General features: G+C 48.5%; 13 protein-coding genes and 1 other RNA gene. 3 read left to right on the top strand and 11 right to left on the bottom strand.

The window, feature by feature from the left end:
- The first annotated feature begins 733 nt into the window (after positions 1-733).
- Positions 734-1,456 (top strand): monofunctional biosynthetic peptidoglycan transglycosylase, encoded by a 723-nt coding sequence (mtgA, locus tag ACM615_RS16540; protein ID WP_113876733.1) that lies wholly within the window; start codon positions 734-736, stop codon positions 1,454-1,456.
- Between the two features lie 70 nt (positions 1,457-1,526).
- Here mtgA and dolP read toward each other — a convergent pair whose 3' ends face one another.
- The 4 genes from dolP to ACM615_RS16520 all read right to left on the bottom strand — a co-directional run bounded on the left by dolP (position 1,527) and on the right by ACM615_RS16520 (position 5,192).
- Entirely contained in the window at positions 1,527-2,102 is a 576-nt protein-coding gene (dolP, locus tag ACM615_RS16535) for a division/outer membrane stress-associated lipid-binding lipoprotein (RefSeq protein ID WP_113876734.1), read from the bottom strand.
- Between the two features lie 9 nt (positions 2,103-2,111).
- Positions 2,112-2,702 (bottom strand): DnaA initiator-associating protein DiaA, encoded by a 591-nt coding sequence (gene diaA, locus ACM615_RS16530; RefSeq protein WP_013577230.1) that lies wholly within the window; start codon positions 2,700-2,702, stop codon positions 2,112-2,114.
- Positions 2,703-2,732: 30 nt separating this feature from the next.
- The gene (locus ACM615_RS16525; protein ID WP_113876735.1) at positions 2,733-3,101 is read right to left on the bottom strand and encodes a YraN family protein; all 369 of its coding nucleotides are present in this window, start codon (positions 3,099-3,101) and stop codon (positions 2,733-2,735) included.
- 63 nt (positions 3,102-3,164) lie between these two features.
- A complete protein-coding gene (locus ACM615_RS16520; RefSeq protein WP_431012200.1) occupies positions 3,165-5,192 on the bottom strand; it encodes a penicillin-binding protein activator in 2,028 nt (675 codons plus the stop codon).
- Positions 5,193-5,253: 61 nt separating this feature from the next.
- Here ACM615_RS16520 and rsmI point away from each other — a divergent pair, with 61 nt between their 5' ends.
- A complete protein-coding gene (rsmI, locus tag ACM615_RS16515; RefSeq protein WP_431012199.1) occupies positions 5,254-6,123 on the top strand; it encodes a 16S rRNA (cytidine(1402)-2'-O)-methyltransferase in 870 nt (289 codons plus the stop codon).
- A gap of 25 nt (positions 6,124-6,148) precedes the next feature.
- Positions 6,149-6,527: RNase P RNA component class A (rnpB, locus tag ACM615_RS16510), an RNA gene on the top strand.
- 90 nt (positions 6,528-6,617) lie between these two features.
- On the opposite strand, the gene ACM615_RS16505 is transcribed toward rnpB, so the two are convergent.
- The 7 genes from ACM615_RS16505 to ACM615_RS16475 are packed head-to-tail and all read right to left on the bottom strand — an operon-like array spanning position 6,618 to position 13,525.
- The gene (locus ACM615_RS16505; protein WP_129638086.1) at positions 6,618-7,427 is read right to left on the bottom strand and encodes a M23 family metallopeptidase; all 810 of its coding nucleotides are present in this window, start codon (positions 7,425-7,427) and stop codon (positions 6,618-6,620) included.
- Between the two features lie 3 nt (positions 7,428-7,430).
- Entirely contained in the window at positions 7,431-8,261 is an 831-nt protein-coding gene (locus ACM615_RS16500; protein WP_132966313.1) for a prepilin peptidase, read from the bottom strand.
- A gap of 28 nt (positions 8,262-8,289) precedes the next feature.
- Positions 8,290-9,627 carry a hypothetical protein gene (locus ACM615_RS16495; RefSeq protein ID WP_431012198.1) on the bottom strand — a complete coding sequence of 446 codons (1,338 nt, stop codon included), beginning with the start codon at positions 9,625-9,627 and terminating at the stop codon, positions 8,290-8,292.
- An 11-nt stretch (positions 9,628-9,638) separates the two neighbouring features.
- Complete coding sequence (locus ACM615_RS16490; RefSeq protein WP_129638089.1) at positions 9,639-10,685, bottom strand: type II secretion system F family protein; 1,047 nt, start codon at positions 10,683-10,685, stop codon at positions 9,639-9,641.
- On the bottom strand, positions 10,669-12,198 hold the full coding sequence (locus ACM615_RS16485) for an ATPase, T2SS/T4P/T4SS family (protein WP_129638090.1): 1,530 nt from the start codon (positions 12,196-12,198) through the stop codon (positions 10,669-10,671). Before ACM615_RS16485 ends, ACM615_RS16490 begins: the two co-directional genes overlap by 17 nt.
- Positions 12,195-12,695: a hypothetical protein gene (locus ACM615_RS16480; protein WP_129638091.1), complete on the bottom strand. Its 501-nt coding sequence runs from the start codon at positions 12,693-12,695 to the stop codon at positions 12,195-12,197. Before ACM615_RS16480 ends, ACM615_RS16485 begins: the two co-directional genes overlap by 4 nt.
- A complete protein-coding gene (locus tag ACM615_RS16475; RefSeq protein WP_129638092.1) occupies positions 12,677-13,525 on the bottom strand; it encodes a hypothetical protein in 849 nt (282 codons plus the stop codon). Before ACM615_RS16475 ends, ACM615_RS16480 begins: the two co-directional genes overlap by 19 nt.
- Positions 13,526-13,528 lie beyond the last annotated feature (3 nt).

The following is a 13,528-nucleotide window of genomic DNA, read 5'->3' as shown; positions in this document are numbered from 1 at the left end:
CATTCATTAAAAACTGTGATGTAGATTAGTCTTTGTCTATACAAAACATCAAGCCTTTATCGCAGGATTTTTGACAGAATACAAATGAACCCTACTGATGTTGTACTGGTGACATGCAATTTTACTTATGGAAGTGAACAATCACAGGCCGTTTAGCCAGTGATTTTGCAATGTAAACGGCTATGAAACCGGTTGTCTAAAATGCAAAATCACTGGCAAGTGACTGTAATTCATCGTTTATGTGTGATTTTTTCTGAAATGCTATTTTCGGAGCCAAAAGAGATCTGAAATTTATTTCAAATGAAAAAATTTCACTTAGGTTACTGGATTTTTTGTCTGTGAAAAAGACGTACATACTGCTGATTTGTTATGGTTTACAGGTGGCGGATTTGGCTTAGGGGGTTCGCTGGATGTGGAATAATCGATGAGAATTTATTCACTTTCTCAATTGCTATTCATAAGTATGACTTACGTATTTTTTGTGTATCTATTCACAAGTATTTTACTTTATCGCTTAAAAATGCATCAGCATAAAAAAAGCAGGAATTTCAGGCAGTTTTCCGGAACTCCTTGATGGTAGTGGTTAAATAGGAATTTTCTGCTCTGAATGTAAGCAAAAGTTTCATTTTTATTGCTCAATTGTTAGCACTATTAATCTGCATTTCGCTAGCCTGATCTTGCAGGTTATTCTCGAGATTGATTAGATGGTCGGATGTGTTGTGGAAAGCACTAAATGAATAAAATTACTCGAAAGGGCCTTTTGCGCAAGCCAGTCTTATGGCTGAAACGTGCGCTGATACTGTTACTCTGCTTATGGGTAGCGGGCATTCTTCTTTTTTCATTTCTGCCGGTCCCTTTCTCCGCAGTCATGGTGGAGCGGCAGGTTTCGGCCTGGCTGACTGGTGATTTTGGCTATGTCGCACATTCAGACTGGGTGCCGATGAGTGAGATTTCCTCACCAATGGCGCTTGCAGTGATGGCTGCTGAAGATCAGAAATTCCCTGAGCACTGGGGTTTTGATGTGGATGCAATCCAGTCCGTTCTGGATAAAGATGGCGGCAAAATGCGCGGTGCTTCTACGTTATCCCAGCAGACTGCCAAGAACCTGTTCCTTTGGGATGGCCGCAGTTGGGTGAGAAAAGGGCTTGAAGCGGGCCTGACCGTCGGTATTGAAACGGTGTGGACCAAACGCCGGATACTCACTGTGTATCTGAATATCGTGGAATTTGGTGACGGCGTATTTGGTGTGGAGCAGGCGTCGCAGCATTTCTTCCATAAACCTGCCAGCCGCCTTACGGCTTCTCAGGCGGCGTTGCTGGCAGCAGTGTTGCCTAATCCGCACCTGTACAAAGTGAATGCGCCTTCCGCTTATGTGCTGCGTCGCCAGCAGTGGATACTGCGCCAGATGAGCCAGCTGGGCGGTGAGTCTTTCCTGCAAGAGCATAAGCTTCATTAGCCCCTGACGTTTTTGAGGAATAAAAAAAGGACAGCCTGAGCTGTCCTTTTTCGTTATTGCGTTCACGCCATTATTTAACGTAGGTAAACGCCGTAGTGACGTGTTTAACACCGCTGATACCCGCCGCAATGCCTGCCGCCGATTTACCTTCTTCCTGAGTGACCAGACCCAGCAGGAAGACTTCACCGTTCTCAGTGGTCACTTTCACGTTAGAGGATTTCACCGAATCGCTGGTCAGCAACTGAGAGCGAACTTTGGTGGTGATCCACGTATCCGTTGACGCAGTGCCCATACTGACTGGCTTGCCTGTACGGATCTCGTTATACACTTCTGTCGCACCGTCTACACCCACAGCAATCTGTTTGGCGCGGGCAGCCATGTCCGGAGTCGGAGCCTGGCCAGTCAGCAGAACTTTACCCTGATAGGCAGTCGCCACAATACGGGCTTCATCTTTCAGCTGTTTGTCTTTACTGATGGCATTGGAAACACGCGCTTCCAGAGTGCTGTCATCAACCTGAGTGCCCACGGTACGCGGGTCAGTGGTCGTTTTGGTGGCCACGCCAGCCACACCAACCACGGCGGCTGCAACACAGCCTTGTAACAGAAGGGCGCTTAACAATACAGCAAAGAGAGGACTCGCCTTCATTGGATCTCCTTAATCGTCCTGGTGTGGGAACAGCGTATTATCTATCAGGTCACAGAGACAGTTAACTGTGAGCATATGCATTTCCTGAATACGGGCGCTGCGATGGGAGGGAATACGGATCTCAACATCGTGAGGCCCCAGTAAACCCGCCAGTTCGCCGCCGTCATAACCCGTCAATGCGACAATCGTCATATCGCGGGTCACCGCTGCTTCAACGGCTTTGACAATATCACGGCTGTTGCCGCGGGTAGAAATAGCCAGCAGAACATCACCCGCCTGACCTAAGGCGCGGACCTGTTTGGCATAAATTTCTTCATGCAGACGATCGTTAGCAATCGCGGTCAGCACAATGTTATCTGCACATAGTGAGATTGCAGGAAGGCTCGGACGTTCAGTTTCAAAACGATTAATCAGACTGGCGGAAAAATGCTGAGCATTCGCCGCAGAGGTGCCGTTGCCGCAGCACAGAATTTTATTGCCGTTGAGCAGCGATTGCACCAACGTCATCGCGGCGCGTGAAATCGCGTCAGGCAAGGCTTCTGCCGCTGCAATCTGAGTTTGAATACTTTCTGTAAAGCAGACTTTGATTCTATCCAGCACGGGTTTTCGTCCAGTCAGTCGTCGTAATATTTATTCCGCATTGAATGCATCACGCAGCCATTCTACCTGGCTGCCGGTGATGGCAAAAACATCAAAACGGCAAGATGATGTGTCAAAGCTTGCATTCTTTCCTGCAAGCCAGAAAGACGCCGCGCGTAACAGGCGCTGCTGTTTTGGAACGGTCACGCTGGCCGCCGCACCGCCAAAATCAGCGTTACGCCGGTAGCGGACTTCTACAAACACCCAGGTCTGCTGGTCACGCATGATGAGGTCAATCTCACCTGCACGGCAGGCCACGTTGGCCGCCACGAAGATTAAGCCGGCTCTTTCAAGATAACGACGGGCAAAGGCTTCGTACTTATCGCCGCATGCCCGCGTTTTAGATAAAAAAGAGTTCATCAGTACGTCCTTGTACTTGTTATGGCTGGACGTTCCCGTCTCAGCGGCGCGGCCGGGTTTCTTTTATGAAGAAACCGGCACCAGCGAGCCCTGACGGTATTGCAGCCAAGGCAGTTTGCGATGGATAACACAATTCTCATTGGCACTCAGGTCGCCGGTGCTGCCGGAAACCTGGAAGCCAGGCAGGGTGCGCATCTGCGAGAAATGATTTGCCAGACTCCAGGCATCAATCCCCATCGCGTAGAGGCGAACCAGCGAATAGTCATTACCAAATTTTGCGGTGGCCTGCTGCATCAGCGCCGGGTTACCGCCCGCCAGCAATGGAATATCGCTGAACTGCACGCCTTCCATTTCCAGACGATAGTCCGGGCCGGCACCTGCCTGATAGCTGCGGGAACTTGCGTATACGGAAGGATGTACGCGACCATTTACGGCCAGATCCAGCATCGGTTTAATCAGCGTCAGTTCGCTCTGCGTCGCCACCACGTAAACGGAATCCACGCTGCCACCGGTGCTGCCTTGCGTAATCTGGGCATCTGTCGGCGGAGCCGGGATGGTAATGCCACCAATCGTCACGCCCTGCGCTTGTGCCGGCGCGGCGGCATCAGTGGCGATGACCGGTGTACCGGTCAGACGGATACCGCTGCCGATAGAAGAACGCAATTCGCTGCCTGAACCGAGACCTTGTTTCAGAACGGTGCCGCCGCCCAGTTTCTGCCACTCGTTAGCAAAAGCCTGTGCGATACGGTCGCCGAAGTTGCCACGCGGAACCAGTAACAACGGCAACCTTTTCTGCTCAGACCACATGTGGCGTGCAGCATCCTGTGCCTCGTCTTCCGGCGAGAGCGCAAAGTAACAGATATTCGGGCTGTTTTTCTCAGTTTCTGGCTGATTAAGCGCTAAAACATTCAGCGGAGTCTGATCTGAAGAGAGTTCGTTGACCTGATCTTTGAGCAGCGGGCCGACAACCAGTGTGGCGCCATCCTGCTGAGCCTGTGTCAGAAGCGCTGCCAGGGGCTGACCGTTGGTGTCATAGACTTTCACCTGCGCATTGCTGCTGGCAACAGGCGCTGGCGCAGCTGGTGTTGCAGCCGGCTGAGCCTGAGCAGCATCGGTTTGCGGCTGGCTGGCATCCGGCGCGGAAGTACTCACCGCGGCGTTCGGGTCTGCCGGTGGTTGTGTCTGTGCATTCGGATCAGCCGGCGCGGCTTGCGGTACTGGCTGGCTCAACTGACCGTTCATTGCCGCGTTGAAACCTTGCGAAATCGCATTCCCGTAAACCTGCGCCGGACCGCTCATCGGCAGGAAAAGCGCAATTTTGCCGGTAGAGGCTGGCTGGAAGCTCAGCACATTATTCAGCTGAGTCGGCAGGGTTTTCGCTGCCGGATTTACCGGATAACGACGCTGCCAGTCTTTGATTCCGGCTTTCAGCAGATCAGGATCCTGCTTGTTACTCTGCCAGACGCTCAGTAAATCCAGCCATCCCTGCAACGTGTTTTCATCAGCATTAATCACAATACTGTTGACGTCCTGCGCGGACATTTGCGTCAGCGCGGTCCAGCTCTCGTCAATATTGTCCTGATGCAGTTTGCCCTGCAACAGCGGTTCCTGTGCGATATATGCGCGGATCAGTCCGAGACTGGTGCGTCCCTGGCTGGCATCAATTTGCGCCTGGTAGTAACGCGCTTTCTGATCGTTGGTCAGATTGGTCGGGTCTATCTTGCTCAGGCTGGTAGCCGCGGCCTGAACGTTTTTCTGCGCAACCTGTACTTCCGCGCTGGTCAGTTGTTGCTCGAGAGTTTGTGCGACGGTCAGATTTTGCGGTACTTTTGCCAGTTGTTCAGCGGCCTGCGGCACTTTGCCTTCACGTATCAGGGCACGCACTGCAAGCAATTGCCAGTCAGCCTTGTTATCATCACCGCTTTGCTGTGCCTGTTGCAGATAATAGTCAGAGCTGCCGGACGCTGCACCCTGGACACTTTCTGTCGGCGCCTGTGGTGCCTGACCGGAACAGCTGGCGAGAAGCATAGCCACGATAAAGGCAGGGAGTAAACGTCCCGAACGGGTACGAAAGGTCATTGAGGAAGGCATTCAGTTTCCAGTGATGTTTTTTCAAGATGCTCAATATTAAATCGGCAATCCGGATGAAACAATGAATCAAGACGATCAAGCAGATATTTCTGCCTCAACGCTGTATATCGTACCGACGCCAATTGGCAATTTAGGGGATATTACCCAACGCGCGCTGGCCGTACTGAACAGTGTAGATTTGATTGCCGCAGAAGACACCCGCCATACCGGATTGCTGCTGCAACATTTCGCGATCACCGCCAAAATGTTCCCGCTTCACGATCATAATGAACAGCAGAAAGCCGAGCATTTGCTGTCAAAATTGCAGGAAGGCCAGACCATTGCGCTGGTGTCCGATGCCGGTACGCCACTTATCAACGATCCCGGTTACCATCTGGTGCGTCGTTGTCGTGAGGCAGGTATCTGTGTGGTGCCTTTACCGGGTGCCTGTGCGGCGATCACCGCGTTATGCGCCGCAGGTTTGCCTTCTGACCGTTTCTGTTACGAAGGATTTCTGCCGGCCAAAACCAAATCACGTAAAGATACGTTGCAGGCATTAATCGAAGAGCCGCGCACGTTGATTTTCTACGAATCGACTCACCGTCTGATCGACAGTTTACAGGATATGGTGGAAGTGTGGGGGCCGCAGCGTTATGTGGTGCTGGCGCGCGAACTGACTAAAACCTGGGAAAATATTCACGGTGCGCCTGTGGGCGAACTGCTGGCCTGGGTACAGGAAGTTGAAACGCGCAGACGCGGTGAAATGGTGCTGATTGTTGAAGGCCATAAATTCGATACCGAAGCGTTACCGGCGGAAGCCTTACGCACACTGGCGTTACTGCAAAAAGAGCTGCCACTGAAAAAAGCCGCCGCGCTGGCCGCGGAAATCCACGGCGTGAAAAAGAATGCGTTGTATAAATACGCGCTTGATGAGCAAGAGGGTGACAAATAGGGCGTAATACCCTATTATCCGCCGCGGAGTTGACCAGACAGTCGCCGCTTCTTTGCCGTCCCTTTCGGGGGAGACAGAAGGAGGGGAGGAAAGTCCGGGCTCCATAGGGCAGGGTGCCAGGTAACGCCTGGGAAGCGCGAGCTTACGACAAGTGCAACAGAGAGCAAACCGCCGATGGCCCGCGCAAGTGGGATCAGGTAAGGGTGAAAGGGTGCGGTAAGAGCGCACCGCGCGGCTGGCAACAGTTCGTGGCATGGTAAACTCCACCCGGAGCAAGGCCAAATAGGGGTTCACATGGTACGGCCCGTACTGAACCCGGGTAGGCTGCTTGAGCCAGTGAGCGATTGCTGGCCTAGACGAATGACTGTCCACGACAGAACCCGGCTTAACGGTCAACTCCCTCGTCAAAAGAAAGCCCGCGTAGTTAACACTACGCGGGCTTTCGTCTTTTTCCCGTCATCATTTGGGATACACCCACTTCTCTTTTGTTCTCTTCAGGACATTTTTTGTAACCGGTACCTGCCATTCTTCAGGATCACCTTATAATTGCCGAAAACTCTCTGATCAGTACTGGCATAGACTGTTTTTCCGTTATACCTCACCATCACTTTATCCTGACCGGCTATTTCAGTCACCAGCATGATTTTCGGTACGGAAATTGTCGAAACACTGACGTCGGCAGCTTGCCTGTATGAAACATCGGAAGATGAAAGCAGCTTCGCCGCGTCCATTGCCTGTCCCTGATATATCAACTCAAAATGCAAATGTGGCCCCGTGCTGCGTCCGGTATTACCTGAATAAGCAAGGATATCGCCACGTGCTATCTTCTGTCCGGCGATAACCTTTAGTTTGGTCAGATGCAGGTAGCGGCTTCTCCACCCCTGCGGGTGGCTTACTACCACGTAATTTCCGGCGGTGGGATGATACATCGCTTCCACGACAATCCCTTTTTCCGTGGCGAATACCGGTGTTAAAAGCGGGGCTGCATAATCAGTACCTTCATGCCGGGAGAGACGCTGCATGATGGGATGCCAGCGCAGACTGAATGCGGAAGTGACCCGCAAAGGAATATTCATTGGCGAGAGAAAATGCGGGTAGCGAATCGGTGAGCTTCTAGTGTTCAGCTTACTTGCTTCTGATGTTTTCTCTTCTCTGGTCGTAAGCAGCGTCGTCGGAGAAAAATGATCATTATTCACCTCCAAATCGGAACGCGTAGCATGAATCAATGCCAGCGTGACAGCTGCATTGCCAGCAGCCTGTGCAAACAACGGAATGAGCAGCAGGAAAGGCAGTGTCCGGTGCATAGTTTAAAGTTGCTCAATAAAAAATATCACCAGTCCGGCCATGCAGATTGAAGGGCCGAAAGGGATGTAATGCTTTTCAGCGGTGGGATTATCTTCATTCAGCGATCGGCGCTGGTTCAGCAGTGTACAGAGCAGATACACCATCATTCCTGAGGCCGCCGACCCGATAATCAGTTCCGGGATTTTTTCCATTCCAAGCCAGGCGGTGATTGCAGCTAACAGTTTGACATCGCCATAGCCCAGCCCTTCACGCCCGCGCAATTTCTCATATGCCGCCATCACGACATAGAGTAATAGCCATGCTGCCACCGCGCCAAAAATAGCAGAGCGGGGTTCGATATCGGTGATACCTGATACTGAACAGAGTAAGCCACTCCATAGCAGTAAAGACACCAGACTGTCTGGCAAAATCAGATGCTGAAAATCAATCACCGACAAGCTGTAGAGCAAACAGAAATACAGAAAGAAACTGCAAATCTGAATTTCTGTGAACTGCGGCAGGGCAATAATTGCCAGGCCGGTGAAGACGATTGCGCACAGGACCTCGGAAATCAAATACTGTGCGGAAATTGCACTTTCGCAATGGCGACATTTTCCCTTAAGCCATAACCAGCTCAGAACTGGAATATTGTCACGCTTCAAAACCCGCGCACCACATGCCGGGCAATGAGAGGGGGGCCACCAGAGACTGACTTTGACAGCATCAGGCTCAGTGCCGCATTGTGCAAAAATCATTAACGGTAACCGGTAAATTAACACATTAATAAAACTGCCGATAAACAGGCCGAAAATTAATGCCATGAACGGATAAAACCACAGATAAAATGTAATCATAATAATCTCATGCTATTTCGATAATTATTTATCGCGGTGTGACGTCAGTATGTAATTCCATAAAGTCTGTTTTCGTAGTAGGCCCGCCATCGGGCGTATTGACCGTAAGACGTGAAGAAAATAATTGAGTGCCGTTGGTGTCACAAATATAGGCATTATTAGATGTCGGTTTTTTGTCAAACATTTCTTCAAAAGTAAATCCTTTCCTTCCCTCTGGAAGGGAATAGGTTTTTCCCTGCTTTATGATTTTTTTAAAAGAAGCCGGATCTTCAAATTTCACTAAATTAGTATAATCATCTATTGAGTTTTTACCTTTCACGCCGTTCATACACATGAAAATATCTCCTCCACTTGCCCATCCCAATGCGTCATACCAAAGACTTGTCCATTTCAAACCTCCTCCAATACGTGTATGAATCGCAGCAACTTCAATAACAGGCACAGATTCATTCTCGTATTTGTTCAGTAATCCTATGCCCATGAAACCATTATACGCATCAGGGTTTCCGGTTGAGACAAGTGCTGGAGCGGGATAATGGCTCTGACTGTTACCCTCAGGCCCTTTATAATAGGTGAAGCTTTCGCCGTCATTACTTTCTAATGTCCATGCAGTGAGTACCTGATGCATACCCGACGTTCCTTCCAGTAATATCGCCTCCAGATGGATCAGTGACATATGTCGGTGCGGAAGATAAACCACTAATTCATGCCCCTCACCACCTGTACCGATACTACTGGTAGAACCTTCGGGACCTGCAGAAGCGCGTGGAAAAACCAGCGTGCCAACCCACAAGGTCTTATTTTGTTTTGTCGCTACATCAAGAAGTTCATCATATAATGAAAGTGTGCGCGACCCTGAAGTCATGCCTGGCTTACATTTGTAACGCTGTTCTTTAAGTGTTGCCGGTGTTCCGGAACAGGCGGTAATCGCCGGAAACGGATCATTTTTTGTATAGGGTTTTGCATTAATAATGGGCAATCCCCAGTCGCCTTCCTTACCTCCGCTGACCCAACTGTATTTATCACCTGACGCATAATGAAGATAATGTTGTGAAAAATCATAATTGTCATCGGTGATCTCTGGCAAGCGTGATGCTGGGATTTGCATGTCATCTGATTCGATATACATAATATTAACAGCGATCGGAGAGGAACTTTTTTCATCGTAATAATAAGAATTGCCACTCACGGCATAACCAAAAAAATTGGCAACAGGCAATGCCAGCGGCATGTCCAGGGGTTGTGCGGCACCGCCACCCCCATCAGGTTCAGTAAATTTGAAAACGCCACCCTGAGGTATAGTTGCAGAGAATGCACTGATCGGCAGCAAACAGAGTGTTGCGAAAATAAGTGTTATTTTTTTCATGGTATAATCCTTTAAAAAGAGCCGCTTGCACCCATTTTTCCCAGTGTGTCCGACAATGCGAAAAGGGCAGCAAAAACCCAAACTACACATCCTCCCAGTATCAATGTGGAGAGTGACTTCAATAACCCGGATAACTTTTTTATATATTCCTGAACATGTTCACGAGATTTAGCCGAGACGGAACTCAGTACTTCATTAAATGACGGTAACTCGGCGTACAGGCTAATATTTAGCAGTGTTTCAGGTCCAAATAATCCTGTGTTCAGCGCTTCACCGTAACCCAGTCCATTTGCCATGTTCTCGCGCATATTATTAATGTGATGTTTTAACCATCTGTTTGAGTTTAATAAAATAATGGCGAGGCCGTCATTTAAAGGGATACCGTTCTTCAGCATCAGAGCCAGATTGTTTATAAAGACCGACGCCACAATTTGCTTGTATGTAGAGAAAGGGAGTATCCGATCAAGGAATTTGTTTCTAAGCGGCCCGCTGAAATTTGAGATGACCATTTTAATAGTAAATACAACTGCTGCGATAACAATAATGATATAAACCCACAAGCCCGCCACTAAAGAATTTCCGAATGTATATAATGATTTTGTTATTCCGGGCCATTTACTAACAGGAACCACACTTTCAAAAGCAGGGAATACTTTCATTGAGTATCCTGCAATAACAATAAGAGACAAAATTATCATAATGACCGGAAAAAGCACTGCCGAGATGAGTTTACTCTTCAATTCGCTGTTATAGTTTATGACATTAACTAACGTCATAAATCCATCAGCAAGGCTTCCGCTTTGTTCGGCTGCATTAATAACACTGAGTTCGCTTTGCGGAACAAGCCCCTCAAACATCACAGCAATAGATGCCCCTTTAAGTCCAGCCTTCATATTATGAGTTAAATTGGCGATATTTTTGGCAAAACCCGCACCTAATAAGCTCTTGCCCTCAAGCTGAAGTTTTACCAGAGAATCATAAAGAGGTAACTCTGTCCTGATCATGTCAGCACAGAACTTATAAAGAAAAAGCCTTTGTTTTTTACCGAACTTTGCCATGGATAATCTCCCTATTATCTTTATCTACATCGCCAAATTCCATATTGAACCAAGTCGCACACACCCGGCCTCGCAGAACCTCAGCAAATACCTTTTCTTTTATTTCAAAGCCTTCGCTCATTCCTGGTGCCGAAAGGCGTTTTTCCCGCCATAGCGTGTAGACTTGCAACCACTCTTGCTTAGATATTGCGGCCAGCTCATCGTAGGTCGGTCGCATATATTCCATCACCAGTTGCCTGCCACTGATGCCGGTATATTTACATCTCTCACAGCCATCCTCATATTGCTCGTACAGAGACATCAACTCCCCACCGAATGATATATCGACAGGGCGATGACAATGGGAGCAAATAACGGGGACAAGTTTTTGACATTGCAGTCCGGCAATGAACCCTGGCGTGGAAAGCTTATCGCTGGTGATACCCATGGCAGATAAGCGTTGTAATAAGGAGACAATATTCCCCGCATGAACTGTGGTGAAACAATAGTGACCACTTTCCACAGCCCCGGCCAGAGCGTTGGCAGATATGGTGTCGCGGATTTCGCCGACCATCAGAACATCTGGATCACGTCGCAATGCGGATTTGATGGCTGAATGGAAGCCGCCTCCTTCAACACTGACCACTGAGCTTTGTTTCGCTCCGTATATCTGATATTCGACAGGATCCTCAACCGTGAGAAAGCACCCTTTGTTGCCATAACGATTGATTTGTAACCACTCCATCAGGTTCTTCAATGTTGTGGATTTCCCCGACCCCGTGGTTCCTGCAATAAAATAGGCACCATAAGGGTTGCTGAGGATCTTTTTGAGATCGTCTAATTCTTCGTTCGATATGCCCAGTTTATTAAGATTGGCGACTGCACTTTTTGACAATCCGGAAGGAATAATTCGCAGCACCGCGTGGTAACAATCGTTCGTTTCACCAAAAATCGGAAAGTGGGCATAGCGGAAGCGAAAGCTTAATGCGTTCAGCGTATAGAGAATATTGGCACTTTGCGGAATAGTGCGGTTCCAGGTGGTATCGCGGGTACTGGCTTGTACGTTGTACAGGACGAACACCAGCTCATCACATTTGCTGGCAGGCATCTGCATCATGGGCAACAGCATACCGTTAACCCGAACCTCCAGTTGCGCAAGAATATCATTGCGTGTGATGTGAAGGTCACTGGCCCCCATATTCACGGCTTCAATCAGTATGGCTTCGAGTTCTTTCTGCGTTTCACTAATATCCAGCGCGACACGACTCAGTTTCTGCAAAGAAACCAGTTCATAGATTTTGAAATACACGGCCTCGGTGACCCCACCGATCCCGGCAATCTTATGATGATGGATATCATTCATCTTACGAACTTCATACTGCAGAATATGCAGCTCTTCGATTAATGAACGCTGAGAAACGAGATACTCTTGCGTACCCGAGCGGGCAATCAGCATACGATCTTCAATTTCAGCAAAAATCCATTCGCCACTGTGAATGGAATCCTCCGTAAGCCGTATGAAATCCAGGATCACCGGGAGACTTCCCTTACAAATGACTGCTGTGCGTTACTGCCCTGATGGACAGCATAGCGCTTACCGTTCGCCGTAAAAATTTCGCCAATACGTACAAATACGGTTTTTGAACCTACAGCTACTGCGGCTTGGGTGATGCCCGCAATCTGCGATAACATCATAACTCTGGGCTCTGCGGCGGCAGGTAACGGTGTGGGTTGAATATCTTTGTCCGCAGATTCATTATTCATATTGAGGATCGGCCCTTGTGTCAGGTCGGCCGCCTCACTTTTTATTTTTGCCATTTCGAGGCGCAACTTGGCGAGAGTCAGCTGCTGTGACAGCTGATGCTCGGCCTGATTAAACGCTACGTCATCTTCCATCAACCTCGATATATGCTCCTGAATGGGCGCAGGAAGTCCCCCGGCATTCTCGCCAGTGGCTTGAATGTCATCGGCAAAACTGCCAGAAGAGAACAAAGTCATCAGTGCAGTTATTATTAATTTCCGGTTTTGCATACCATAACTCCTGTAATTTTATTATCCTTAACGCTGTCTATTTTCTGGATGATGAAAGCATCCCTGAAAGCTTGTCTCTCTAACAGGCTGGCGGTGTACAATAGCGCCATATAGTTTTTAGACTGTTTAGGGATTTCCATTTCCCAACTCAGTACATTAATCCCATAATTTTTCCCCCTCCCTTTTGCTGCTATTTTATTTTCGATAGCCTGTACAGCAGAGCCTGGTGGCGAGACGATCTTCACTATTTTCCTGGGGGCAGATACTGAGTTATAAGAATAAAGATAGTTCAGCACATCACCGCAAGAGGGCGGGTAAATATCCTTTTTACTCTTGTATGCAGACAATATCGGGTTGTCATCCAGCCCTGATTTAATTCCTGTGAAATCAATGGAAGTATCTGAAAAACTGGCAGTGTAAACTTCATCAAAAAATATTTTTTGTGCGAGCGTAAACACGCTACCTTTTTTTAATTGATAACTGAATGAACAATTCTTTGCATCGCAGGTATAGACTTCATTGACGTAATTAAAATCAGACAGAATACGCTGACTTTTGGAAATCTCTGCAGCTAATGTTGTAAATTTGGAAATGCTCCCGCCTGACAAATTACTCAAATAGAATTTATCAACCGTACTTATGTCATTAGCTAACTGCTGCGCTTCGCGACGTTTTATCTCATCTCGTTGTTGCGCGGGTTCATAAGCAAAAAAATACCAGCCTGCAATACCGCCGGCAATGAGGAGTAATAGCACTCCGATGGCAATTCCAGCTTTGATTCTGCGGGAAACTGGCCGGGAATTTTTGCGTAATTTAAGTCCCTTTATCATATC

The sequence above is a fragment of the Rahnella sp. PAMC25617 genome (assembly GCF_050606005.1).
Taxonomy (GTDB): domain Bacteria; phylum Pseudomonadota; class Gammaproteobacteria; order Enterobacterales; family Enterobacteriaceae; genus Rahnella; species Rahnella variigena.
This window is presented reverse-complemented; position numbering and strand designations above follow the sequence as displayed.